25 protein-coding genes are annotated in these 24,396 nt (G+C 57.8%); 18 read left to right on the top strand and 7 right to left on the bottom strand.

All coding sequences use genetic code 11. The annotated features are described in order from the left end of the window. Position 1 precedes the first annotated feature (1 nt). The 4 genes from ACXAD0_RS03420 (at position 2) to ACXAD0_RS03435 (ending at position 4,839) form a co-directional block, all read left to right on the top strand. A complete protein-coding gene (locus ACXAD0_RS03420) occupies positions 2 to 3,649 on the top strand; it encodes an efflux RND transporter permease subunit (RefSeq protein WP_475086946.1) in 3,648 nt (1,215 codons plus the stop codon). A 3-nt stretch (positions 3,650 to 3,652) separates the two neighbouring features. Further along, the gene (locus ACXAD0_RS03425; protein WP_475086947.1) at positions 3,653 to 4,006 is read left to right on the top strand and encodes an EthD family reductase; all 354 of its coding nucleotides are present in this window, start codon (positions 3,653 to 3,655) and stop codon (positions 4,004 to 4,006) included. 141 nt (positions 4,007 to 4,147) lie between these two features. Further along, positions 4,148 to 4,366, top strand: coding sequence for a hypothetical protein (locus tag ACXAD0_RS03430; protein WP_475086948.1), 219 nt, complete (start codon positions 4,148 to 4,150; stop codon positions 4,364 to 4,366). Positions 4,367 to 4,560: 194 nt separating this feature from the next. Next, on the top strand, positions 4,561 to 4,839 hold the full coding sequence (locus tag ACXAD0_RS03435; protein ID WP_475086949.1) for a hypothetical protein: 279 nt from the start codon (positions 4,561 to 4,563) through the stop codon (positions 4,837 to 4,839). A gap of 75 nt (positions 4,840 to 4,914) precedes the next feature. Here ACXAD0_RS03435 and ACXAD0_RS03440 read toward each other — a convergent pair whose 3' ends face one another. Together ACXAD0_RS03440 and ACXAD0_RS03445 are read right to left on the bottom strand one after the other, a co-directional pair. Continuing rightward, a complete protein-coding gene (locus tag ACXAD0_RS03440; protein WP_475086950.1) occupies positions 4,915 to 5,760 on the bottom strand; it encodes an SPFH domain-containing protein in 846 nt (281 codons plus the stop codon). 30 nt (positions 5,761 to 5,790) lie between these two features. Beyond that, the gene (locus ACXAD0_RS03445; RefSeq protein WP_475086951.1) at positions 5,791 to 6,252 is read right to left on the bottom strand and encodes an NfeD family protein; all 462 of its coding nucleotides are present in this window, start codon (positions 6,250 to 6,252) and stop codon (positions 5,791 to 5,793) included. Positions 6,253 to 6,483: 231 nt separating this feature from the next. Between ACXAD0_RS03445 and ACXAD0_RS03450 the strand changes: the two genes are divergently transcribed. Further along, complete coding sequence (locus ACXAD0_RS03450; RefSeq protein WP_475086952.1) at positions 6,484 to 6,792, top strand: hypothetical protein; 309 nt, start codon at positions 6,484 to 6,486, stop codon at positions 6,790 to 6,792. 75 nt (positions 6,793 to 6,867) lie between these two features. On the opposite strand, the gene ACXAD0_RS03455 is transcribed toward ACXAD0_RS03450, so the two are convergent. Beyond that, positions 6,868 to 7,671, bottom strand: coding sequence for a CHAD domain-containing protein (locus ACXAD0_RS03455; RefSeq protein WP_475086953.1), 804 nt, complete (start codon positions 7,669 to 7,671; stop codon positions 6,868 to 6,870). Between the two features lie 230 nt (positions 7,672 to 7,901). Here ACXAD0_RS03455 and ubiE point away from each other — a divergent pair, with 230 nt between their 5' ends. From ubiE to ACXAD0_RS03500, 9 genes are all read left to right on the top strand, one after another. Then, complete coding sequence (gene ubiE, locus ACXAD0_RS03460; RefSeq protein WP_475086954.1) at positions 7,902 to 8,651, top strand: bifunctional demethylmenaquinone methyltransferase/2-methoxy-6-polyprenyl-1,4-benzoquinol methylase UbiE; 750 nt, start codon at positions 7,902 to 7,904, stop codon at positions 8,649 to 8,651. A 27-nt stretch (positions 8,652 to 8,678) separates the two neighbouring features. Continuing rightward, positions 8,679 to 9,305, top strand: coding sequence for a ubiquinone biosynthesis accessory factor UbiJ (locus tag ACXAD0_RS03465; protein ID WP_475086955.1), 627 nt, complete (start codon positions 8,679 to 8,681; stop codon positions 9,303 to 9,305). Then, positions 9,306 to 10,931, top strand: coding sequence for a ubiquinone biosynthesis regulatory protein kinase UbiB (gene ubiB, locus ACXAD0_RS03470; protein ID WP_475086956.1), 1,626 nt, complete (start codon positions 9,306 to 9,308; stop codon positions 10,929 to 10,931). 133 nt (positions 10,932 to 11,064) lie between these two features. Continuing rightward, complete coding sequence (hisI, locus tag ACXAD0_RS03475) at positions 11,065 to 11,427, top strand: phosphoribosyl-AMP cyclohydrolase (protein WP_475090298.1); 363 nt, start codon at positions 11,065 to 11,067, stop codon at positions 11,425 to 11,427. Next, positions 11,420 to 11,773, top strand: a complete 354-nt coding sequence (locus tag ACXAD0_RS03480; RefSeq protein WP_475086957.1) for a phosphoribosyl-ATP diphosphatase — start codon at positions 11,420 to 11,422, stop codon at positions 11,771 to 11,773. The genes hisI and ACXAD0_RS03480 overlap by 8 nt, the downstream gene beginning before the upstream one ends. Before the next feature lie 212 nt (positions 11,774 to 11,985). After that, the gene (gene tatA / locus ACXAD0_RS03485; RefSeq protein WP_475086958.1) at positions 11,986 to 12,246 is read left to right on the top strand and encodes a Sec-independent protein translocase subunit TatA; all 261 of its coding nucleotides are present in this window, start codon (positions 11,986 to 11,988) and stop codon (positions 12,244 to 12,246) included. A 15-nt stretch (positions 12,247 to 12,261) separates the two neighbouring features. After that, the gene (gene tatB / locus ACXAD0_RS03490) at positions 12,262 to 12,861 is read left to right on the top strand and encodes a Sec-independent protein translocase protein TatB (RefSeq protein WP_475086959.1); all 600 of its coding nucleotides are present in this window, start codon (positions 12,262 to 12,264) and stop codon (positions 12,859 to 12,861) included. Continuing rightward, entirely contained in the window at positions 12,858 to 13,613 is a 756-nt protein-coding gene (gene tatC, locus ACXAD0_RS03495) for a twin-arginine translocase subunit TatC (protein WP_475086960.1), read from the top strand. Before tatB ends, tatC begins: the two co-directional genes overlap by 4 nt. After that, the gene (locus ACXAD0_RS03500; RefSeq protein ID WP_475086961.1) at positions 13,606 to 14,451 is read left to right on the top strand and encodes an esterase/lipase family protein; all 846 of its coding nucleotides are present in this window, start codon (positions 13,606 to 13,608) and stop codon (positions 14,449 to 14,451) included. Before tatC ends, ACXAD0_RS03500 begins: the two co-directional genes overlap by 8 nt. Before the next feature lie 24 nt (positions 14,452 to 14,475). Here the strand turns inward: ACXAD0_RS03500 and ACXAD0_RS03505 are convergent, their stop codons facing one another. Further along, on the bottom strand, positions 14,476 to 14,616 hold the full coding sequence (locus ACXAD0_RS03505) for a DUF3149 domain-containing protein (RefSeq protein ID WP_475086962.1): 141 nt from the start codon (positions 14,614 to 14,616) through the stop codon (positions 14,476 to 14,478). 172 nt (positions 14,617 to 14,788) lie between these two features. Continuing rightward, on the bottom strand, positions 14,789 to 17,932 hold the full coding sequence (locus ACXAD0_RS03510) for a TonB-dependent receptor (protein ID WP_475086963.1): 3,144 nt from the start codon (positions 17,930 to 17,932) through the stop codon (positions 14,789 to 14,791). Positions 17,933 to 18,196: 264 nt separating this feature from the next. On the opposite strand from ACXAD0_RS03510, the gene ACXAD0_RS03515 reads away from it, so the two are divergent. Both ACXAD0_RS03515 and ACXAD0_RS03520 read left to right on the top strand, forming a co-directional pair. Next, a complete protein-coding gene (locus tag ACXAD0_RS03515; RefSeq protein ID WP_475086964.1) occupies positions 18,197 to 18,982 on the top strand; it encodes a S1/P1 nuclease in 786 nt (261 codons plus the stop codon). 118 nt (positions 18,983 to 19,100) lie between these two features. Further along, a complete protein-coding gene (locus ACXAD0_RS03520) occupies positions 19,101 to 20,369 on the top strand; it encodes a valine--pyruvate transaminase (RefSeq protein ID WP_475086965.1) in 1,269 nt (422 codons plus the stop codon). 45 nt (positions 20,370 to 20,414) lie between these two features. Here ACXAD0_RS03520 and ACXAD0_RS03525 read toward each other — a convergent pair whose 3' ends face one another. Then, positions 20,415 to 20,678, bottom strand: coding sequence for a hypothetical protein (locus tag ACXAD0_RS03525; protein WP_475086966.1), 264 nt, complete (start codon positions 20,676 to 20,678; stop codon positions 20,415 to 20,417). Here ACXAD0_RS03525 and ACXAD0_RS03530 point away from each other — a divergent pair. Continuing rightward, positions 20,671 to 21,843 (top strand): aminopeptidase, encoded by a 1,173-nt coding sequence (locus ACXAD0_RS03530; RefSeq protein WP_475086967.1) that lies wholly within the window; start codon positions 20,671 to 20,673, stop codon positions 21,841 to 21,843. The two genes, ACXAD0_RS03525 and ACXAD0_RS03530, sit on opposite strands and share 8 nt — an antisense overlap. Here ACXAD0_RS03530 and dtd read toward each other — a convergent pair. Then, complete coding sequence (dtd, locus tag ACXAD0_RS03535; protein ID WP_475090299.1) at positions 21,750 to 22,187, bottom strand: D-aminoacyl-tRNA deacylase; 438 nt, start codon at positions 22,185 to 22,187, stop codon at positions 21,750 to 21,752. The genes ACXAD0_RS03530 and dtd overlap by 94 nt on opposite strands. A gap of 73 nt (positions 22,188 to 22,260) precedes the next feature. On the opposite strand from dtd, the gene ACXAD0_RS03540 reads away from it, so the two are divergent. Next, the gene (locus tag ACXAD0_RS03540; protein WP_475086968.1) at positions 22,261 to 24,372 is read left to right on the top strand and encodes a prolyl oligopeptidase family serine peptidase; all 2,112 of its coding nucleotides are present in this window, start codon (positions 22,261 to 22,263) and stop codon (positions 24,370 to 24,372) included. Positions 24,373 to 24,396 lie beyond the last annotated feature (24 nt).

A 24,396-nucleotide genomic window follows, 5' to 3' on the forward strand; every position in this document is an offset into this window, starting at 1 on the left:
TATGTCCGCTGCACCATCCAGCCCACCCGAAATATCGACCGCTGCTGATCGTCACAATATCGCGCGGTTTTGTGTCGATAATCCTCACATCTCCTGGGCACTACTGATCGGTGTTTTCCTGTGGGGCTGGTATGCCTACCAGCAGATGCCCAAAAGCAAAGACCCCAACATTCCCGTGCGCATCGCTGTGGCGATTACCCCCTGGCCTGGCCAGAATGCGCGGATGGTGGAAGAGCTGGTTACCCGGCCTATCGAGCAAAAAATTGCCGAGAGCGAATTTGTCCAGGGGCCGAGCGCGCGGACCTTCGGAATTAATTCGCTGACACTGACCGGCGTTTCCATGGTGCAGATCCAGCTCGACCCCGGCACCGACCGCGACAAGGCGTTCAATGAGCTGAATCTGAAGTTGAATGCGCTCAATGACAGCCTGCCGGCTGGCGCGGGGCCCATCTATCTGAACACGGAGTTTGGCGATACGGCCGCGGTCATGCTCAGTGTCGCCAGCCCCAAAGCGGATGTGGCGGAGATCGCCCTGCGTGCCCAGGAAATTGCGGCAGCGATTCGCTCGACCCGCCTCGATCGTCCACAGGCAGCGCAACGTGCGACCCTGGTTGTGGCGTTGCCACTGGCAGTCAATCCCGGAGCCATCAATAGTGGTTTTCGGTTGTTCCGCGACTGGCTGCGACGCGAGCAGATGGGCAAGGACTTCATTCTGATGGAGGGGCCGGGCTACGTGGGCGTCGACTTTATACCGGCCAGAACCGACGTGCAGACCCTCGATAGTACTGCGAGATTCCTGCAGGAGCGTCTGGGCACTCAGCGCTTTTTCCCCGACGCCTGGCAGCCGATGATTGTCAGGGATCCGGGAAATACCGAAGCCCGGTTGGCTGCGGTAGCCGGCGACAAATACAGTTATCGCCAGCTGGACGATTTCTCCGATTTGCTCGCCGCGAATCTCAGTACCATCAGTCAGGTCAAGCGTGTGCTGCGCTCCGGTGTATTGCCACAGCAGGTGAACCTCACCTACTCCCAGGAGGAGCTCGCGGCGTACGGTGTTCGGCCCGATGCCATTGCGCAAATCCTCAATGCCCGCAATACCACGATTCCCGGTGGCGTGCTGGCAGTGGAGGATATGAATGTTGCGCTGAGCCCCACTGGCGACTTCACCGAGGTTGGCCAGATCGGTGATGTCATTGTGGCGCGTAGCCGCGATGGCACGCCGGTTTACCTGCGCGGATTGGTCGATATCCGCAGTGGTTACCAACTGCCGCCGCGCATGCTGAACTTTTATACCTGGCGCGACACCCAGGGACATTGGCAGCGCAGTCGCAGCGTCAACCTCGCCGTGCAGATGCACGCCGGAGAACAGATCGCGCAACTCGGCAGGGCACTGGATAAAACGCTGGCGCAGGTGCGCGTCGATTTGCCCGATGACCTGATCATCGAGCGGGTTTCTGATCAGCCGAGGCAGGTGAAAGAAAGTATCGGCCTGTTTATGGAGGCATTGCTCGAAGCCGTCATTCTGGTGGTGATTGTCGCGCTGATCGGGTTCTGGGAGTGGCGTGCGGCACTTCTCCTGATGATTTCTATTCCCATTACCCTGGCCATGACCTTCGGCTTTGTCAGCGTGCTCGGTGTGGAAATCCAGCAGGTCTCGATCGCAGCGCTGATTATTGCACTTGGACTGTTGGTGGATGACCCGGTGGTGGCCGGGGATGCCATCAAGCGCCAGATGGCCGCGGGTCAACCGCGAAAAACCGCCGCCTGGCTGGGACCCACGTTGCTCGCCAAGGCCATTTTCTTTGCCACCCTGACCAACGTCGTGGCTTATTTACCGCTGCTGATGCTGACGGGTAACCAGGGCGATTTTCTGCACAGCCTGCCGATTGTGATGGCTTGCGCGCTGATCGCTTCGCGTATTGTCTCCATGACGTTTGTGCCATTTCTGGGGCAGCTGATGCTGCGGGCGCCCACGCAGCCGGTGAAGTCCCTGGAAGAGCGCAGGCGCAGCGGTTTTACCGGATGGTACTGTCGCGTTGCGGGATGGGCCATCGACCATCGCAAGCTCGTATTGTCGGCGGCGACGATATTGCTGGTGCTGGGGGGCGCGGTCAAAACCCAGTTGAAAAATGCCTTTTTCCCGGATGACGTGCAGTATCTTTCTTATGTGGATGTATGGTTAAAGAACGATGCCAATATCGTCGCCACCGATCGGGTGGCACAACAGGCTGAACAGATCATCCGCGACACTATTGAACAGTTTGAACAGCAGAATAAAAAAAGCGATGTGCCCATTCTGCAGTCCCTGAGTACCACGCTCGGTGGTGGCGCACCCCGGTTCTGGTTCACCATCAATCCCGAGCAGCACCAGGCAAACTATGGGCAGATCATCATTCGTGTGAGTGACAAGGATCTTACCCCCAAGCTGGTGCCACTTCTGCAACAGGCATTGAGTGCAAAAATCCCCGGCGCGCACCTGGATGTGCGGCAGCTGCAGACGACCCCGGTCAAGTATCCTTTCGCTATTCGACTGTCAGGACGAATTACCAGTGGTAGTTTGTCGGAGAGCGAAGACATCGCGATTTTGCGCCGCTATGCGGATGAGGTCGAGCGTATTGTGTCCGGCTCATCGTATGCCCGCACCGTGCGGCAAGACTGGGGCGGCGAGAGTCTGGTGGTGAATATGAATATTCAGGAAGATCGCGCCAATCTCTCGGGCGTGACCAATGCGGATATTGCGCTGGCCTCGTCCACGGGTATCAATGGTACGCAGGTCGGCACCTTGCGCCAGGGCGATAAGCAGATTCCGATTGTCGCGCGCCTGCGGCTCGATCAGCGTGCACAGCTCGCGGATATCAACAATCTGTATGTGTATGCCAGCGAAGACAATATCCGTGTGCCGCTGTTACAGGTGGCCTCCACCGCAATCGACCTGAAAACAGAGCGTATTCGCCGGTTGGAGCAATTCCGTACCATCACCGTATTTGCCTATCCCCAGGCCGGGCATATCTCCTCGGAAATTATGGCGGACGCACACAAGCAGCTGGAAGTCCTGGCCAACAACATGCCGGTGGGATACACGCTGCAAATATCCGGTGACGCCGCCAATACCCGGCACGGTTTCAAGCAATTGCTGATCATCATGGGAATTTCCGCCGGTGCAATCTTTCTCGCACTGGTGTTCCAGTTCAGCAACCTGATCAAACCGCTGGTGGTTTTCGCCACGGTGCCCTTTGGCATGATTGGCGCTTTACTGGCACTGTTCCTGACCGGGCAACCATTCGGGTTTATGGCGTTTCTCGGTATTGTCAGCCTCATTGGCGTGATCGTCAGTCACATCATAGTGCTGTTCGATTTTATCGAGAGCCGTCATGCCGCCGGCGATCCCTTTCGCCAGGCCCTGCTCGATGCGGGTGTGATGCGCCTGCGGCCGATTCTCATCACGATTGCGGCAACCACACTGGCGCTGGTCCCATTGGCTTTTCATGGTGGGCCGCTGTGGCAGCCACTGTGCTTCGCGCAGATCGGCGGTTTAATTCTGGCGACCTGCGGCACCCTGCTGCTGGTGCCGGTAATTTACGCAACCATGGTGCTGGATCTGAAATGGATTCGCTGGGACAACCAAACTGCGACGTCACAGGGAGATTGATCGATGCTGCGTTTGACCGTGCTCTACCCGAACAGTGATTCACTGAAGCTGGACTTTGACTACTACCTGAATCATCACTTCCCCATGTCGCTGAAGATCTTTGATCGTTACGGTTTACTGAACTATGAAATAGAGCGCGGAGAGCATGACCTCGATGGAAACCCTCCGCCCTATGCCAGTATCACCCGGTTCGATTTCGAGGATCCGGATCGCTTCAGACAATTACTCGACGACCACTCACAACAGTTACTGGATGATATTCCCAATTACGCCAACCAGATGCCGCAGATACAGATTTCCCAAATTCTGACCCGGGGCAGGTATGCCCAGGCGCCCGATATCCACCCGAAACTGTAGAGGGTGGCGCCAGAATCAACTTTCGATTACGCGCGCTTACATCGGATAGCTATTCACAGGCGCCAAGGTCTAATCTGGCACGGAGTGACCGGTTCGAATGTCCGGTCAGCTCAGTAATCCAGGCAACAATAAGGAAAAACTGTGAAAATTCTGGGTATTCTTTTAATCGGTTTCGGGCTCGTCGACTTGGTGGGCAGCTATATGGGGTTTGATTTGTGGGGCACCCTGGGGGTCACACTGCCAGACATCATCTGGAAGTACTCCGCTTTTATTCCACTGATTCTCGGTTACTTCCTGTTTAACCTCGATGGAAAGGGAAAAGACGAGCAGGAGAAATCCGAAAGCGACGCCCCTGCTTGACCGACAGCACCGGCAAGTCCTGTTTGCCGGTGCGCCCCTCCACTCGCCTCCATACGCATTCTCTGTCCTTATCTCGCTCTCATCACTCGCTGGCCTGATTGCGCCTGATGCGCAAACGTTCGCACAGCCCTCCGCAAGTCCACTATCGTTAGCAGAGTAAATCCCTAGGGCCCCGGCAGGATTCAGGAGGACGTATGCGATTGATGATGGAAGTGACGATCCCCGTTGTTAAAGGCAATGAAGCAAAGCAAAAGGGGAGTATGGAGGAGGCGCTCAACACATTTATGCAGGCGGCACAGCCCGAGGCGGCGTACTTCTTTCTTCGGAACGGTCAGCGCGCCTGCCTGTTTATTCTGCAGGAGACGGACCAGGCCAGGTTGATGAGCTATAACGAGACCCTGTTTGCCGCGCTGGACGCGCAGATCTCCATTCAGCCGGTGCTCACGCGGGCAGAATTGGAGAGTAACCTCTAGTCACTCTCCATTTTGCATCGTTGGGCTTAAGTATCTCGCCGCGTGTGCTGAGCGGGTAAGGTCCGGACGTACTCGTTAGCGGTTGAGCAAACCTTTAACCGCATTGGGCAGGTCCGCCGGGAACACAATGCTCTTGGCGTTATCCGAACTGGAGAGTTCAGAGAGTGCGGTGATATAGCGTTCGCCGAGCAAGTACATCACGGGCAATTCCTGTTCACCGATGGCTTGCGTGACCCGTTCAATGGCCTCGCGACTTGCATCGGCCAATACCACCTGTGCTTTCGCATCGCGCTTGGAGGCTTCCAGTCGGCCATCTGCCTCGAGAATTGCCGCCTGCTTTTCCCCTTCGGCGCGGGTCACGGTGGCCCGGCGCTGGCGCTCTGCCGCGGCCTGCTCTTCCATCGCGGCCTGCATGGTGGAAGACGGATTAATGTCCTGGATTTCCACGGTTTTCAGGTTAATGCCCCAGTCGGCGATATCGTCAGAGATGGCTTCTTTCAGTTTGGCCTTGATCATTTCCCGGGAGGACAGGGCGGAATCAAGGGACATTTCGCCGACGATTGAGCGCAGTGCAGTCTGCACCAGATTCTGGATGGCGATGGTGTAATCCTCGACACCGTAGACGGCTTTTTCCGGCGAGACGATATTGATGTAGGCCACCGCATTGGCAACGATGGTCGCGTTGTCCTGGGTAATGACTTCCTGCGAGGGAATGTCCAGCACGATGTCCTTGGTAGTGACCTTGTAGGGCACCTGGTCAATATAGGGGATGATGACGTTCATGCCCGGTGTCAGCGTCGAGTGGTATTTCCCCAGGCGCTGAACGATATGTTTCGAACCCTGCGGTACGATGCGGATGCCCATACCAATCGTGATAATGATGAGTACGACCAGCGCGACGACAACGGATAAACCTTCCACGATCTCAATCTCCAATACAGTTTTTGTTGTTTAGTGGCGTGCAACGATCAGTGCATTGCCAGAAATATCGGTGACCCGCACGCGGTCGCCGATGGCAACCTCGTCTTTACAGATAAAATGCCACTCCTCTTCACCGAGAATGGGCGCCGGAAATTTCAGCCGGCCCTTGCTGCGACCACGATTGGACTCCACCACCTGCCCGACCTGGCCGTGTAGCGCCTCGGCTGCCATCCCGGCAGTGGTGCGGTCTTTCCAGCGGGGGCGGAAGACTTTGAACCAGATGCCGACAAACGTCAGCGAGATGAATGCCCACAGGGTCAGCTGCAGAGTGATCGGCATATCGAACATCATCAGCAGCACACCCATGAAAATGGCGGCAAGTCCGAACCAGAACAGGACAAAGCTGGTGACGAATACTTCCGCGGAAACCAGTAACAGTCCCAGCACCAGCCAGTGCCAGTACGCAATATGGGTATTTAACCAATCCAACATAAAAAACTATCCCGTTTCTGCAGTCGCCAACGTGGCCCCCGCAACTCTCTGGTCAGAATCATTGCATATTTTCGACCTCAGGGGCGCGATTTACCGGGAAGTCATTTCAATTTGCGGGTGGTTCACACAGGTCATTCTCAGATTGGGAGTGGGCCAACGGCAAAATTACACTTGGTTATCCACAGTCAGTGAGCGGGCTGTCCTTTGCTATGTCCGCCGCAGGAGGAAACCATGGTGAGCCCAGACCCCGTGATGAAGCCGGTTCAGCGCAATCAGCGTGAGTCCGTGCAGGCCGTGCACTCGGAGCACATTCCCGAATGGTCAGAGTTGCGTGGCGAAGATGTCCACCAGCCAGAGGGCACCATCTCGGAGATGCTGAAAACACTGATGATGGTCGATGAAACGGAGCCATTGCGTCCCTCTACTGACCTGCATGCATTGGAGCAAAAACTGGGTGTGAACTGGAGTTCGAAACGGGGGTCGCGTCGCGGTCGCCATGACCTCTCTGTGGATCATCATCGCTCGGGGCGCAATTCCTGACTTGCCCGCAGCGGATCGTCTCATCGGGTGGAGGGGTGACCTCCCTGTAAAGTGGGGAGGGCATTCAGCGATCTGCTAGCGCGGTGACAGGTGTTTTTTCCGAAAGAGTTCGGCACTCTGCTCGCGTATCTGTTGGGTCAGGTTTTCCTGTTGGTTACGGATTGCGGCTTGCAGGGAAGGCGCCTCCGTCGACAACCGGTCCTGGTGGCGCCGCAGAAATTCCGCCAGCAGGTACAGGTCGCGCCAGTCTCCCAGTGCCTGCGCGAGGTCTTTCAGCGGCGCAATGCGCGCGCGTGCCCGGGGGCTGACACTCGATAGCAGGCGCGCGTGATACCAGTGGTCTTTGACGCGTTTGCGCAATGTATGCATGCGAGCGGGTTCCTGCTGTTTCAACGCAGGCCGAATGCTGCGACGTACGCGTCGATATCCTTGCTTGAATCCCCGTCTGCAGTGATTCCAGCGCAGCCCCTGTAATGGCCACTCCGGCAGTCGCACCAGAGCGGCATGCAATTCCATGGATGCGGCTTCCAGCTCATCCGCAGCGGTCTGACGTTGATGCAACAAGGAGTGCGCGAGGGGAAAGCTGGATTGTCCATCGAGATTGCTGAGTGCGTCACCCAGTGAGGTGAGATCTCGGCTGCCTGCCAGCAGCAATGCGATACCGCGAAACCGGGCATTCTCCCGCCGAAATAACTTCGGAGACTGGCGTCGTATCAGGCGCAGGAGGGCCCGGAGCTTCTTGCAGTGCTTGCGGACTTCGTGCACGGCAATGGCCTGCGGCTGTGTTTCGATCGCCGCAAGCGCGGACTGCAGTTCTGCGCGTGCGACCTGATATACGGCATCTGGCGCGGACTGCTCCGCAGGCAGCAGATAGGTCACAGGGCAGCGCCTGACGCATCGGCGTGCTCCCATACGGGGCGCTGCCATACGGTGCGGAGTCTTTGCGCGGACACGACGCGATAGCGGGGATCTGGGTGCATAAGTTGTGCAGAAAACGACGGGCGCCAGAGAACACAGCACAAAGTTTAGTGTGATTGCCGGGGGGAGCGTCGCGCGGTCGTAGCGGGCTATGTACAATAGCGGGCTGATTTACGCGGAGCGGGCGAGAAATGACGGATCGCAAGACCACACACTTTGGCTACCAGGAAGTACCGGTTGAAGAGAAAGCCGGGCGCGTGGCGGATGTATTCCACTCGGTCGCGGCGCGATACGACGTGATGAACGACCTGATGTCCGGCGGCATTCACCGCCTGTGGAAGCGCTACACCATTGAGATGTCCGCCGCCCGCGCCGGCCAGACGATCCTCGATATTGCCGGTGGTACCGGCGATCTCACGGCAAAGTTCGCCCGTATCGTCGGCCCGGAAGGGCAGGTGGTGCTGGCTGATATCAACGATTCGATGCTCAAAGTGGGTCGTGATCGCCTGCTGGATCGCGGTATTGCGGGCAACGTGACACCGGTACAGGCCGACGCCCAGTACCTGCCATTCCCCGACAATACCTTTGATTGCATCACCATCGCATTTGGCCTGCGCAATGTCACCGACAAGGATCTGGCTCTGCGCTCTATGCTGCGGGTGCTGAAGCCCGGCGGTCGCTTATTGGTGCTGGAGTTTTCCAAACCCGAATCCAAGCTGCTGGAAAAAGTGTACGACCAGTACTCTTTCCGCCTGCTGCCGTTCATGGGCAAGCTGGTGGCCGACGATGCCGAAAGCTACCGCTACCTGGCGGAAAGTATCCGCATGCATCCCGACCAGGAAACCCTCAAGCAAATGATGCAGGACGCGGGCTTTGCCGACTGCGAATACCACAATATGACCGGGGGCGTTGTCGCCCTGCACAAGGGCATCAAGCCCTGATTGACCCGAGCCGGGAGAAACCGCACCTTGGACCCCACTTTTCGTGCCGGCGTGGATGCCGCGCTGGAAACCGCTATCAATACGGCACTTCGTTACGACCCGGCCACGCGCGCGCGGCTGGCACAGCTTGATGGCCGTGCCCTCGCGCTCGAGCTGACTGCGCCAGCCATGACGTTGGTGCTGAGTATTGAGGGCGAGCAAGTCGCCGTGCATCGTCACTGGGAAGGTGAGATCAACACCCGTTTGTGCGGATCGGGCATGGCCCTGTTACGGCTCCTGCGCGAGCGCGATGCCACTCCCGCAGCACTGGGCGTCAGCGTCACCGGCTCCAGTGCCCTGCTGGCGGAACTGCAGACGATCCTGCGTGATCTGGATGTGGACTGGGAGGCACCATTGGCGCAGCTGCTCGGTGATATCCCGGCCCATACCATTGGCAATGCCCTGCGAAACGCGGGGCGCTGGCTGCGCGACAATGTGGAACGCGCGCCGCAGGCCAGTGCCGAAGCCATCAGTGAGGAATGGCAGCTGACGCCACCCAGGGCGCAGTTTGAGGATTTTGCCGGGTCAGTGGCGGATTTGTCGCTGGCTACCGAGCGGCTTGCGGCGCGGGTCGAGCTCCTGCGGCGCAAACTGACTCCGCAGGGAGATGCGTGAATGCCCCTGGCACGGAGCTTTAAGATAGCGCGGGTATTTCTGCGCTACCGCCTCGATACCCTGTTACCTGCGGAACGGCGGCCGGTGTGGCTGCGGGCCCTGTGGTCTCCCCTCAAGTTGCTGCCCTCCCCGCGCATGGGGCGTGGCGAACGCCTGCGCCGCGCACTGGAGGAGCTGGGCCCGATCTTTGTGAAGTTTGGCCAGCTGCTTTCCACGCGGCCGGATTTGCTGCCGCCGGATATGGTGACCGAGCTGGATCACCTGCAGGATAACGTCGCGCCCTTCCCGGTGGACCAGTGTGTCGCGTTGGTGGAGGAAGCCCTGGAGGCGCCGGTCGACGAGCTGTTTGCTGAATTCGAGCGCACGCCGCTGGCGTCCGCCTCGGTGGCGCAGGTGCACGGCGCAAGATTGCGGGACGATGCAGGAGCGCCGGGTGCTTCCGTGGTGGTCAAGGTACTGCGCCCCGGCATCGAGCATGTAATCGAGCAGGATTTGCGCCTGTTGCGCGTGATTGCCCGCTGGGTGGAGCGCATGGGCCCGGAAGGCCGGCGCCTGCGCCCGGTCGAAGTGGTTGAGGATTACCGGCATACCATTGAGGGTGAACTGGATCTGGTGCGTGAAGGCGCCAATGCGACCCAGTTGAAACGCAATTTCAGCAACTCTCCCCTGTTGTATGTCCCGGAGGTGCACTGGGAGTTCACCCGCGAGAATGTGCTGGTGCTGGAGCGCATCGATGGAATCCCGGTGACGGATCTGGCGCAGTTGCGTGCGCAGGACACGGATATGCAACTGCTGGCCGAGCGCGGCGTGGAGATTTTCTTCAAGCAGGTGTTCGAACACAATTTCTTCCACGCGGACATGCACCCCGGGAATATTTTCGTATCGCGCCAGCAGCCGCGGCGGCCGCAATATATCGCCATCGATACCGCCATTGTGGGCAGCCTGTCCCGCCAGGATCAGTACTACCTGGCGCGCAACTTGTTAGCCATGTTTCGTCGTGACTATCGAATGGTGGCTGAATTGCATGTGCAGAGCGGCTGGGTGCGGGCCGATACGCCGGTAAACACTTTCGAGGCGGCGATCCGCTCGGTGTGCGAGCCGATTTTTGAAAAGCCGCTGGGTGAAATTTCTTTTGCCCGGGTCCTGATCAGCCTGTTCCAGACCGCACGTCGCTTTGATATGACGGTGCAACCGCAGCTGGTACTGCTGCAAAAGACCCTGCTGAATATCGAGGGTCTGGGACGACAGCTTTATCCGCAGCTGGATCTGTGGAAGACTGCCCATCCATTTTTGGAGCGCTGGATGCGCGAACGGGTGCATCCGCGCACGCTGTGGGCCGAAGTTCAGCGCTATGGGCCGGAGTGGTTGGAGAAATTCCCCCAGCTGCCGCAACTGGTGTATTCCGCCCTGGAGCAGTCGCGCGAGCTGGCACCACAGCTGCAGGAGATCTCCGACCAACTGGCGCAGGGACACGGCAGTGGCCGTGGGCGTTACCTGCGTCGCCTGGCAGGGGTTGCCCTCGCTGCGGCGACCGTGGCGACTACCGCGCCCGGCTGGCTGGCCCAATTGCCGCCTGCAGGCTGGGTCATGGGGGTGGCAGCGGCCGCCCTGTTACTGTGGCCCTGAAGGGGGCAGGCCGCCGGAGGTGGCGGCGCGCGGCCGGCCCTACAATAGAGCAGAAGAACAGGAACGGATCTTGAAAGACGGTCAGACAGAGAGCCAGGCAGCAGGGCCGTGCGAAAACGACCTGCTGACTCAGGTGAAGTGGAACAGCGATGGCCTGTTGCCCGCAATTGCGCAGGACTTCCGCACCGGTCGCGTGCTGATGATGGCATGGATGAATGCCGAGTCCCTGCAGCTAACGGCTGCCGAGGGCCGTGCCGTGTACTGGTCGCGCTCGCGCGGCAAGCTGTGGCGCAAGGGAGAGTCGTCAGGACATGTGCAGCAGGTGCGTGAAATGCGTCTCGATTGCGACGGCGACACAGTGCTGCTGTTGGTCGAGCAAAAGGGTGGCATAGCCTGCCACACCGGACGCACCAGCTGTTTCTACAATCTGTACCGGGACGGTCAGTGGCAGGCCAGTGAGCCGGTGATTAAAGATCCGGAGTCGATCTATGAGTGAGCGCGCGGGCGCGGACCTGCTACAGGAACTGGACGCGGTACTGGCAGAGCGAAAGGCGGCCGGAGATGCAGAGCATTCGTATGTTGCCAGCTTGCACCGTAAAGGACTGAACAAGATCCTCGAAAAGGTCGGTGAAGAGGCGACGGAGGTAATCTTGGCCGCCAAAGATGCGGAGCGCGGTGGCGACGAAGCACGTCAGGCGATGATCGCGGAAACCGCCGACCTGTGGTTTCATTCACTGGTGATGCTGTCGCACCTGGATGCGGGCTCGGAAGACGTCGTTGCCGAACTGGCGCGCCGCTTCGGGCTGTCGGGTATCGAAGAGAAAGCTGCCCGCAAAGGCTAGCCTGCGCGGGCGGGCTCGAAAGAATTTCGGCACAAGGGGTGCCGTCGCTGGTCATACCAGTACACGTGCGTGAAACGGTGAGCAAAGTCGCTCACTTGAGGGTTTCATGGAAGACAATAACCGGGTCGGGAAGACGCGGTCTATTGCCATATTAATAGCCGGTACGGGTCGCCTGCGAGCGCCCCGACCACATTGACTATCAGGAGAAGGTTATGGGTTTTGGCGGTATTAGTATTTGGCAGTTGCTGATCATCCTGGTGATCGTTCTGTTGCTGTTCGGCACCAAGCGTCTGAAAAATCTGGGCGGTGACCTGGGCGGCGCAATCAAGGGCTTCAAGAAGGCCGTCAAGGACGAAGACAAGTCCGATGACAAGGATGAGAACAAAGATCCGGAGCGCCTCAGTCACGAGGAAAAAACCTCGGCTGAGAGCGACTCTGTCGAGTCCAAAGACAAGCAGTCCCACGACAAGTAAGCGGAGCGCAGCGCCGTGTTTGATATCGGCTTCTTTGAATTGCTGCTGCTGGCGCTTGTGGCACTGGTTGTCGTCGGCCCGGAGCGTTTGCCTGACGCAGTGCGCACCACTGCGCGCTGGTGGTCAGGGCTCAAACGCAGCCTGACCAATGCGCGTATGGAAATTGAGCGCGAAGTGGGGGCCGATGATATACGTCGTGAGCTCCACAACGAGCGCATCCTGCGCGAGCTGGAAGAAAGCCGTCGCGAGGTTGAGCAGGCACTCGGCGAAGATGCCGGATCTCCGGTGGCAGCGGCGCGACAGTCCAGCCCGGCCGAGCCTGCGGCTACTCCCACGCCCAGCCCGGAAGCAGAGCATCACGCCGCGCATAAGCACAGCGTCGAGGCGGAGGACTACCTGCCGGAGCAGGATGAAAATGCCGAGGACCTGCAGGATCCGGAATATCCAGAGCATTTTCACGAGCATGGTGACCCGGCGCTCAACGAGTTCCACCCGCATCATCACTGGCCGGAAGACGAGCCGCATCATGATGCCGCTGGTGCTGATGCCCCCGCGGATACCACCGCGCAACCCGCTGGTGACGAGTCAGCATCCGGTGGAGAAAAACCCCAGTGACGGATAACAGCCATCAGACTGGCGAAAGCCATCAGCCTTTCCTGGATCACCTGATCGAAATGCGCGATCGCCTGCTCAAGGTGTTCGTTTCGGTGCTGATTGTATTCGTGTGCCTGATACCGTTCGCGACGGAAATCTACGACTTTGTCGCAGAGCCGCTGCAGTCGCGGCTCACCGAGGGGGCGGGCATGATCGCCACCGAGGTGACTTCTACTTTCCTGACCCCGTTCAAGACGACCTTCGTACTGTCGTTTTTTATCGCGATCCCGATCGTGCTGTATCAGTTATGGGCTTTTATTGCCCCAGGGCTCTACCGTAACGAAAAACGCCTGCTGGCCCCGGTGCTGGTGAGTAGCGTGATTTTGTATTACGCGGGAATGGCGTTTGCCTACTATGTCGTCTTCCCGATTCTGTTCGATTTCTTTATCAGCTCTGCCCATGCCGACATCAAGGTGATGCCGGACATGCGCAGTTACCTCGATCTCGTACTGAAACTGTTTTTCGCCTTTGGTTTTGCTTTTGAAATTCCCATTGCCACCTTGTTGTTGATCTGGAGCGGCGCGGTGGATGCGAAAACTCTGGCGAGCAAGCGGGCCTATGTCATTGTTGGCTGCTTCCTGGTGGGTATGTTGCTTACCCCGCCAGATGTGATCTCCCAATCACTACTGGCCATCCCGATGTGGCTATTGTTTGAGTTGGGGGTATTTTTAGGACGCTGGGTGAAATCCAGTAAAAAGGTTGAGGATGGGTAAAAGCCGTTTATTGCCTCTGCGGGCCCGCTGCTTCCGGGCCCTCCCGTTTATCTTGCTCTCTGTTGTCGTCCCTTTCCTTTCCCTGTCCGCCGCGGCTTCCTCCCAAGCGCCCGAAACCCCCACATCCGGCCGTCCCTGTGTCATTTTGCTGCATGGTATTACCCAGCGTGCCAAAGGGCTGAATAAGCTCGAGGAGGCGCTGGAGCAAGCCGGCTTTTACGTGGCGAATATCGACTATCCATCCCGCAAGGGTCCTATCCAGCAACTGGCGGAAGAGGCGATCCCCCAGGGCTTTGCCGAGTGCACCGCCGCGCACGCCTGGCCGGTGTACTTTGTGTCCCATTCCATGGGCGGCTTGTTGGTGCGTTATTACTTCGAACAGCATCCGGCGAAGGAGCCCCCGCGCGTGGTGATGCTGGCCCCGCCGAACCAGGGCAGTCGTATCGGTGACATTTTTGAGCGAATCCCGATTCTGGCCGACGTGAATGGCCCTGCGGGTCGTCAGATGGGTACTGGTGACAGCAGCCTGCCACTGGCGATGGGTCCGGTGAATATGGACCTGGGAATCATTGCGGGATACTGCTCCAGCAACCCGCTCTCGGCCTGGATCCTGGAGGGGCCGGATGATGGCCGTGTACCGTTTGAGAGCGTGTACGTCAAAGGCATGTGCAGCCTGCTGCCCCTGCCGGAATCCCACGGCACGATTTACAAAAGTCCACGGGCGATCAAGGAAGTCATCCATTACCTCAACCATGGCGAGTTCACCGGAGACGCACAGCGTTTTCCCTGCGCCGCGAGTGACTTGCCCACGCCGCCGACACCATCCCCGGAGTCCTGAGACGTTGCGACTCTCTCGCGGGTGTTATGCCCGCTGGGTCACTTCCCGATCGATATTGCGCTTCGCCAGGCGGACAAAGAACGCGGCCATCAGCAGAATAAAGCCGATAATGCCCAGGCTCAGCAGGCCGGAGAAACTGGTGAACAGGTCGATCAAAGCATCCATTTTAGGCTCCCGAACTATCGTGGTCTGATTACACAATGAGGCAATGGACGCAGTGTAGGGCGACCGGGTACAGCGCCCTTGACCTGGATCAAGCGAGACACATTCACCGGAGTTGTGTGAGTGACACAAAAAAGCGGACCCGAGGGTCCGCCAAATCACGAGAGGAACTTCATCAGAACTGGTAGCGAATACCCAGCCGTGCCTGCCACAACGAGGTGTCGGTGACCAGCGTCTGCCCTGCCGGGTCGAGGAACTCTTCAAACACGTAGCGCCCCTGTTCGTCCATGCTGGCTGCTACGGCCGCCTGCGAGCGAGGGAAGCCCGCCTCTTCGCGAATGCCCCACTCGTCGTTCAGGAGATTGCCGAAGTTGTAGATGGACAAGAACGCTTCAGCGCGGTCTTCGCTGCGGAAACCAGGGAGCTCCTGGGTGATGCGCAGGTCCATGCGCGTCCACCAGTCACTGTTCAGCCCATTGCGCTCGGCAATTGCGCCGCGATCCAGATCTTCGGCGTCCACAAAAGCAAAAAAGGCGTCGGCATCGAAGTCATCGCCAAAGACGACCTTGGCATCGTTGACACCACTGGGCACGTAGAGCAGATGGCGTGAGATAAAGCCGGTGGAATCACCGAACATCCATCCCTCATCGAAGGTATAGGTGTACGGTAGACCTTCACTGGCCTGGCCGAAGAGGCCAATACGTGTCTCATATCCCGCGAAGAATTCATTGCGATAGTCAAGTTGCAAGGTAAAGCGATGCGGAATCGCATAGTTCGAGGTGGCCTGGCCGGGATTCTCAGGATCTGTCGTCGCCACACCGATATAGTTAGAGAAGGCCACCGAACTGGTCATCGGATTGATGTCCTCGGAGTCGGTGTAGGCGTAGCCCACAGAAGCACTCAGACCGAAATCGAAATCTTTGTGCAGGCTCAGTGACAGGGTGGTTGAAGATCCTGAATTGCCATCCACGTTCGTCAGCAGAAAGTCCTGTGAGCGGCCGTTGACACTGCCGTAGATGGGGCGACCATCGACCGCAGTACCCAGCTGGGTACGGGTGATATCACGAATGATCGCCGCATCGCGCAGGTCGCTGTAAAGCAGGTCGGCGCTGGCCAGGTAACCATCGGCAAATTCAAAGCTACCGCCAACAGAGTATTTCCACACGGATGGCATTTCGAAGTCCGGATCCAGCAGATTGACGCCACCATTGGACCCCTCACCAGCGGCAACGGCGTTGAACAGGGCCTGTGGAACCTCATAGATGGGCTGGCCACTACCAGTCCAGTCCATGTCAAACAGCGAGGTACCGGAACGGTCCTGTACTTCGATCTGGGTGACGCCATCGTTGGAGTAGTTATTGGAGACCCACACGTTGGGGTTGCCCCCAGAGTACAGGCCGATGCCCCCGTGCAGCTCGAGGTTACCGTCGACATTCCAGTTAAAACCGAGACGTGGCTGCATCAGGTCAATGCCGTCCAGATTCTGCTGATTGGAAAAACCATAGGCCGACAGGATGTCAGCGTTGAAAACGGGCTCGTCGCCACTGGCGTATCGATCGTAGCGCAGGCCGGCGACTACCGTCATATCGATGCGGTTGAGTGCGATTTCGTCCTGAAAATAGATGGTGTGGATGTCGTAGCCAAACTCTGCTGCGGCGTCATCCGGATTATTGCTACCGGCAGCGTTTTCATAAGTAATACGGAAGGGTGTGCCCGCCGCAAATTCCTCGACGCTACCGAAGCGATATTCTCCCGCTGCCTCCTGAATGAACAGATTAAAGACATCATAGGTTTCAAGTTCATAACCTGCGGTTAGGCGATGCTGGCCGAGTAGCAGGTTTCCGGCGAATTTAAAGTTGTAGGTTTCGTAACGCAGCTTGTTGGCATGGCGGGAATCATCCGCGCCAAGGTAAACCGTCGCACGCGATTCTGAGCCGTCGTTGTCGTGGTCATTGCGCGTGGCAATCTGTACTTCGCCGAAGTCGGTGCCGCCCAGAGAAAGCTGGCGGTTATCCAGCTCCGAGTAGCCGACCTTCACTTCTGTAGAGAATCTATCGCTCCAGTCGGAGAACAAGCTCAGTGCATAGGCGTTCAGCTCGGCACCGCGTTCATAAAAGTGATTGGATAACTCCAGTTCGTCAGGATCGCCATCGGCACGACTGATATTGAAACCATCATTGTAGTTATAGGTAAATGCCGCGCGCTGGCTCTCTGAGATATTCAAGTCAAGCTTTACCAGCAGCTTTTCATCTTCCTCTGGCAGGCTGCTGGGCAATGTGCCCGGGTCATACTGATAAATCTCGCGGGCAATACGTAAAATTTCGTCATACTGGGCCTGTGATACCCCATTCACCGGATTGGCCACATTGCTACCGGACGGACCCTGAGTAAATGTTTCTACGCCTTCGTACTGTTCACTGGCGAGAAAGAAAAACAGCTTGTCCTGAATAATCGGCCCGCCCAGGGTGACGGCATAGCGACTTTCATCGAAGCGTGCAGTGTCGAAGGTATTCCCCTCGAGAGAATCCCCCTGAAAGCCGTCATCGCGATAGTCATAGAAGACGGAGCCATGCCACTCGTTGGTACCGGACTTGGTCACCGCATTAATGTTACATGCTGTAAAACCGCCATATTCAACGTCAAATGGCGCAAGTTCGACGGAAACCTGAGAGATGGCGTCATAGGAGAAGGGCATACGCTCAGTGGGATAACCGTTTCCATTCAGGCCGAAATTATCATTCATGCGCACGCCGTCGACGGTCAGACTGTTGAAGCGAGGGTTAGCGCCAGCACATAGAATGCGATCGCGTCCATCGGCCAGATCGATGGCAATGCGGGGGTCGGTTTCGAGAACGGACTTAATATCGCGTGAGGTAAAAGCCACATTGTCGAGGTCATCGAGGCTGAACTGGGAGGACGGCCCCGGTGCCAGAATATCACTGGGTGCTTCGCCCGTAACACTCACTTCTTCCATTGCGACTGGGGACAGCGACAGAGGCAGCGACAAGGTATTGCCTAATTGCAAATAAACGTCGTCCAGCACGCGCTCGCCGGTCTCTGCGGACACTCGAATGGAATAAGGGCCGCCTACGCGCAAGCCGTTCATTGCAAAGCGACCATCTACTCCAGTGGCGATGGTGCTGCGGCTGTTGGATGGAGTGTGAATGGCGGTAACGGTGGCGGTGTTGACAGGATTGCCTTCCGCATCGGTGACCACGCCGCGAATCGCTGCGGTCGTTTGCTGTGCAAATGCCTGCGGCATTGCCGCGGAAAGTATCGCGGTCGCCAGTAGCGCTCGCGGAAAATAACTGTTGCTCATTATGCTCTCCATATTTTATGAGATGCCCGCTCCGCGGGTATCGGCCCCAAATTACCGGCAGCAGGATTGTTCCGGCCAGCCAGCGCGATTTTTAACAGTGGGGTATGGCAGCATTAAGTAGAAAAAAAGTCCGAGTGATGGCAGTCATGTTGTGACTTAACAACGTCATCCGTTTGTTGCGGTGTTGTCATACGCCGCCGGCAAAGTTCTCCCTCGAAAAGGGAACTGACTGGCGCCAGCCGGTAGGAATAAAAGGAATTGCAGATGCGCACGCTTTTACTGTTGGCAGGTCTATTTTTTCAGGTTCAGGCGATGGCGTGGGGCTTTGATGGCCATCGCACGATTGGGCAGGTGGCATGGAATTACCTAGAGGAAGGAGAAAGGCGCCAGGTTGAGCGGTTGCTGGTGACGATCGACGAGACGTCGCTGGCAGACGGGGCAACTTGGGCGGACCGAATTCGCTCTTTGGATCAGTACGATTGGGCAGCGCCCTTGCATTACATCAATTTGCCTGCGGACTGGAATACCTATCGGGCGACAGTTGATTGCCCTGAAGAAGGTTGTGTCATGCAGGCGATTCAACATTTTCAGCGTCAACTGGCCAATCGTGCACTCGCCGATCGAGAACGCGCTGAAGCTTTGCTGTTCCTCAGTCATTTTATCGGTGACCTCCATCAGCCACTGCATACTGGGCTGCGAGAGGATCGCGGTGGTAATGATCGCGAAGTCTATTTCTTTGGCTTTCCCAGTAATCTCCATGCGGTTTGGGATACACACTTGCCAGCAGGTGTCATCCGGGGTGACTGGTTACGCTACAGCCTTATCGCTGTGGCAAAAACCTCTGAGCAGGATTTTGTCGAATGGTCGAATAGTGGCGTGGAAGACTGGCTAAAAGAGTCCCAGCGGTTTGCCCACAGTAACGCCTATACCGATGCGGTTCATCTTGGTGAGGACTACTATGCCGTCAATGCACCTTTGGTCGAGCTCCGATTGCGCCAGGCCGGCGTGCGCCTCGCGATCGCCATTCGTGCTGCGCTGAGTGATGGCTAATATGAGAACTGGCCTTTTAAGCTAAGTGAGGGCTTTTCGGCATAGTCACCAAAGCGCTATAGTCCGCCTGTTCATTTTTCCGGGATAGAAAAATTCTGGATCAGCAACAGGTAGATCAGTGAAGTTATCCGCGTTTGGTGAAAAGTTTTCCGGCGTTGCCCGCCCCTCCGGTATTGTCGAGTTGATGGATGACCTGGGGCAGGCACTCAGTGAAAATCCACAGATGATTTTTATGGGCGGGGGCAACCCCGCGCATATTCCGGCCGTGGAACAGATCTTCGAGGCGCGCCTGCGGGAGATTCTGGCAAGCGAGCATGAACGCCGCGCGTTACTGGGTATTTACCAGTCTCCCCAGGGCGACAAGGGGTTTCGCCAGGAAATCGCCGCCTATCTGCGCCGCGAATTCGGCTGGAATCTGGGTGAAAATAATATCGCCGTCGCCAATGGTAGCCAGTCTGCCTACTTCGTGCTGTACAACCTGTTTGCCGGGCCTGTACAGGACGGCACGCATCAGACCATCCATCTGCCCCTGTCGCCGGAATATATTGGCTATGCCGATGCCGGCCTGAGTGAAACCTTTTTTACCGCGACGCGTCCGGATATTCAGCTGCTCGATGATCAGCAGTTCAAGTATCGAGTGGATTTCTCGCAGCAGGCTCTCGGTGAGCATGTGGGGGCAATCAGTGTGTCCCGGCCCACCAATCCCACCGGTAATGTCCTGACCGACGACGAAGTACAGCAGCTCGATGCGCTGGCCAGGGCGTACGATATTCCATTGATGATCGACGGCGCTTACGGCCTGCCGTTCCCGTCAATCCTGTTCGCGGAAGCGACACCCCACTGGAACGACAATGTCATTCTGGTGCTGAGCCTGTCCAAACTTGGTCTCCCGGGTGTGCGTACCGGCATTGTCGTTGCCAGCGAGCCGGTTATTCAGGCGTATACTCATGCCAGCACCATCATCAGCCTTGCCAGTGGCAATCTTGGGCCGGCACTGGTGCGGCCCCTGTTCCGTGACGGCGGGATGCGTGCGATCACGGCACAGCACATCACGCCTTTTTACCAGCAGCGGGCGCTGCAGACCGTCGCCTGGTTACAGCAGGCAATGCCGGACATCCCTTTGCGTATCCATGCACCAGAGGGGGCCATTTTCCTGTGGTTGTGGTTTGAGGGGCTGCCGATCGATAGCCAGACTCTTTACCAGCGGCTGAAGGCACGAGAAGTACTTGTGGTGCCGGGAGAGAACTTCTTTATTGGTGTTGATTCCGACTGGCAGCATCAGCGCGAGTGTATTCGTGTGTCCTATGCACAGGATCCCGAACGGGTACAGGCCGGCGTCCGCATTATTGCCGACGAGGTGCGTCGGGCGTATGCCGAGGGTAGCTGAGTTGGCCACAGCGGCAGAAGGCGCGCGCGGGATTGCAGGGCCGGGTCAGTAGAGGGCAGCTATGCTGGAGAACACCAGCGCCGCACCGACGACATGAAAAAGATCCCGTTGAGTGCGCCACTCCGGCAAGAGGGCAATGAGCGCGACAGGTGGAAGCAATAAAGCAAAAAACGACATGACCGGCCCGCGATGGGTACAAATGGCGATCAGCCGGACCCAGGCGATCACAGAAAGCACCAGCGCGAAAACAGTTGTGATAGCAGCGACCGGTGACATGCACGGCTCTCTGGCAGGAAACAGTATGTCCACACAGCGATTCCCTAGAGTGTATCTCAACCTGAGCCAAAGGCGGCTTTTGCGGTGCATGGCTGCGCTGGTGGTCACGTTCACTCTGTGCGGTTGCGAGACGGTGGGCTTCTACTCCCAGGCGGCAACGGGTCAACTGCGTATCCTGGCGGCCAGGGAGCCCATTGACCGGGTGTTGGCGCAACCGGATATCGATGCCAGGCTGGCGCAGCAGTTGCGGCTGGTGCAGGAGGTGCGCGCCTACGCTGCCGGCGAGCTTTACCTGCCGGTTGGCGATGCCTACAGCTCCTATGTGCAGCTGAAGGACAAATACCCGATCTGGAATGTGATGGCCGCGCCCGAGTTTTCCCTCAAACCCAAGCGCTGGTGTTACCCCATTGCCGGTTGCGCCAGTTACCGCGGGTATTTCAACAAGGATGCCGCGCGTGCCAAGGCACTCGAGCTGGATCGAGAGGGTTACGACACTTATTTGGGGCCGGTACCGGCCTACAGCACCCTCGGGTGGTTCAATGACCCGGTCCTGTCGAGCTTTGTGAACTGGACACCGGATCGTCTCGCGGGCCTGCTGTTTCACGAGCTTGCCCACCGCAAAGTCTACATTTCCGGGGATACACGCTTTAACGAGAGCTTTGCCACTGCGGTTGCGCGTATCGCGTTGCCAGACTGGCGTCGACGCCGGGGTATGACCGGCGTGCCTGTCGATCTGAACGCGCAAGCCGTCGCCGTGCGCGGATTGATGGTGAGTGCGCGCAAGTCCCTGGAAAAAGTCTACGCGTCGGATGTAGATACCGACGTGAAGCGAGGGCAGAAGCAGCGGGTGCTGCGCCAGTTGCGCCAGTGTTACCGCGCACTTTCCGCCGATTGGCCCAATCCCAATCTCTATCGCGCCTATATCGAGAAAACCAACAATGCGACCCTGGCGCTGGCGGCGGAATACGAGTCATTGGTGCCCGCCTTCGAGCAGCTCTTCCGGGAATCCCGCGGCTGGGAAGACTTCTATGTCCGGGTGGAGGCGCTCGGTGGGCAGAGTAAGGCGGAGCGAACCCGTCAGCTGAAGGCCTTGTCCGCCCGCGCTCAGGATTCCAGCAAGAAAGTGACGGGGCCGTCGTTTAGCAGCGACACCTGCATGTCCGCGGCAAATATACCACTGGCCACTGGTGAGAACTGACGCCGAGCCTGGGCGAGGAAATAGTCATACAGCGCCTCCGCCTGTTGCGGTGTGGCCCCGCGGCTAAAGCTGGGGCGCAGTCCACGCGCGGTATCTGCCACCAGGGTGAACTGACTGACCACCAGCAGTCCACCACCGGCCTGCTGTACATTCCGATTCATCTTGCCCTGCTCGTCAGCGAAAACGCGGTAATGCAAGACTTTATGCAGGAGTTTGTCGGCGCTGGTCTCATCATCGGATCCTTCCACACCCAACAACAGCAGCAGACCCTGATCGATGGATCCGACCGGTTCGCCGCCCACTTCCACTTTTGCATGACTGACTCGCTGTATCAGGCCTTTCACCAGCAACTCCTTCGACACTGTGACTCTGGATGGCTATGCTACCGCCAGACTCCCACTTCGCGGAAACAGAAACATGAAAAAAATCCTCTCAACGTTGGGCTTCCCCTTGTCCCTGGCCTTGTCGGCCGCCGCGCTGGCGGAACCGCCACAGACCAAGACCGTCGAACAGGTCGATACCTATTTTGGCGTGCAGGTCGAAGATCCGTATCGCTGGCTGGAGAACCTGGAGTCCAAAGAGGTGGCGCAATGGGTGGCGTCACAGAATGACTATGCCCTGCCGCGACTCAAGGCGCTGCCGGGTTGGGACAAGATCAACAAGCGTCTGACCGATCTCTGGCAATACGAACAGTTCGGCGTGCCCTATAACAAGGCGGGGCAGGTTTTTTATGAATACAATGCCGGAGATTGGGACCAAAAAGTCCTCTACCGCACCGGCGATATCGCCGAAGACGCAGGTACCGTGGCCCTGGATCCGCGCAAGTTGAGTGATGACGGTACGATTGCTGCCAGACGCTACGCAGTCAGCCCCAGTGGGCGTTACCTGGCCTATGGCACCTCCGATGGCGGAACAGACTGGACCGACTACCACGTTCGTGACCTGAAGACCGGCAAGGATCTCGAGGACATTCTCACAGGCATCAAATTCAGTGAGGCCGCCTGGGCGAAGGATGAAACGGGATTCTATTACTCACGCTACCCATTCAACGCCGATGGCTTTGCCGATGACAGCAAGCAGACAGCGGTGTATTTCCACAAGCTCGGCGACCCCCAGAAAAAAGATACCCTGGTCTACGAAATTACCGACCACGACACCCGCAACCCCAGTGCCCTTGTCAGCGAAGATGGTAACTACCTGATCTTCGATATCTTCGATGGTTATGACAAGAATGGAATCTACTATCGCGATCTGCGCGACGACAGTGGCAAGGTGGTCAAACTGTTGAATGACTGGGATGGCATCTATCGCTATCTCGGCAATGTGGGCAAGCGCTTCTATTTCCGTACCAATGCCGGCGTGCCCAATGCCCGCATTATCGCTATTGATCTCGACAAGCCCGGCAAGCAGGACTGGATCGAAGTCGTACCCGAGAAACGCGATGCGCTGGTCGATGCCTCACTCATCGGTGACAGGCTGGTCCTGCATTACCTGCAGGATGTGAAGTCCCGTGTGATTGTCACAGACTTGGATGGCAAGCAGCACTATGCACTCAAGCTGCCGGGTATCGGGACTGTCGACGGATTTGAGGGCGCCATCGATGACCCGGTGACCTACTACTCGTTCAGCAATTTTCTCACCCCTCCGGCGATCTATCGCCTGAACGTGCATACCGGCAATAGTGAAAAGGTGAAGGCGCCAGATTATCCGGCGGATTTCTCTGGCTTTGCCATCAGCCAACATTTCTTCAAGAGTAAAGATGGCACCCGTGTGCCGCTATTCCTGGTCAGCAAAAAAGGCATCAAACGCGACGGCAGTAACCCGACGCTGCTCTATGGCTATGGCGGCTTTAACGGCGCACAGTTACCGCAGTTCTACACCCGCTTTGCCGGCTGGCTGGACATGGGCGGCACCCTCGCGATGGTCAACCTGCGTGGGGGCAGCGAGTATGGTGCAGCCTGGCATAAGGCGGGCACCAAGACCCAGAAGCAAAACGTATTCGATGATTTTATCGGTGCTGCTGAGTGGCTCATCGACCAGAAAATCACGTCGCCACAAAAACTCGCCATCATGGGCCGTTCGAATGGCGGCCTGCTGGTGGGTGCGGTGGAGTTGCAGCGTCCCGATCTGTTTGCTGCGGCCCTGCCCATCGTGGGGGTGATGGATATGCTGCGCTACCACACCGCCTCAGCCAATGCGCGACAGTGGTCGAGCGACTATGGCCTCAGCGAAAATGCCGATGAGTTCAGGGCACTGTATGCCTACTCGCCAGTGCACAATACCAAGAAAGGCACTTGCTACCCTGCCACACTCATCACGACGGCTGACCGCGACGACCGGGTGGTGCCCTGGCACAGCTACAAGTTTGCGGCTGCCATGCAGGAAGCGCAGGACTGCGACAAACCCATTTACCTCGCCGTCGAAACACGCGCTGGGCATGGTGCGGGCAAGCCCGTGTGGATGCAGGTGGAGGACTTTACCAACCAATATGCATTCCTCGCCGATATTCTCGGTATGCCAGTGGAGTGATTGGCTTGTCATGTTGTGAGAAGC

Source organism: Microbulbifer sp. ABF4_148, assembly GCF_056158985.1.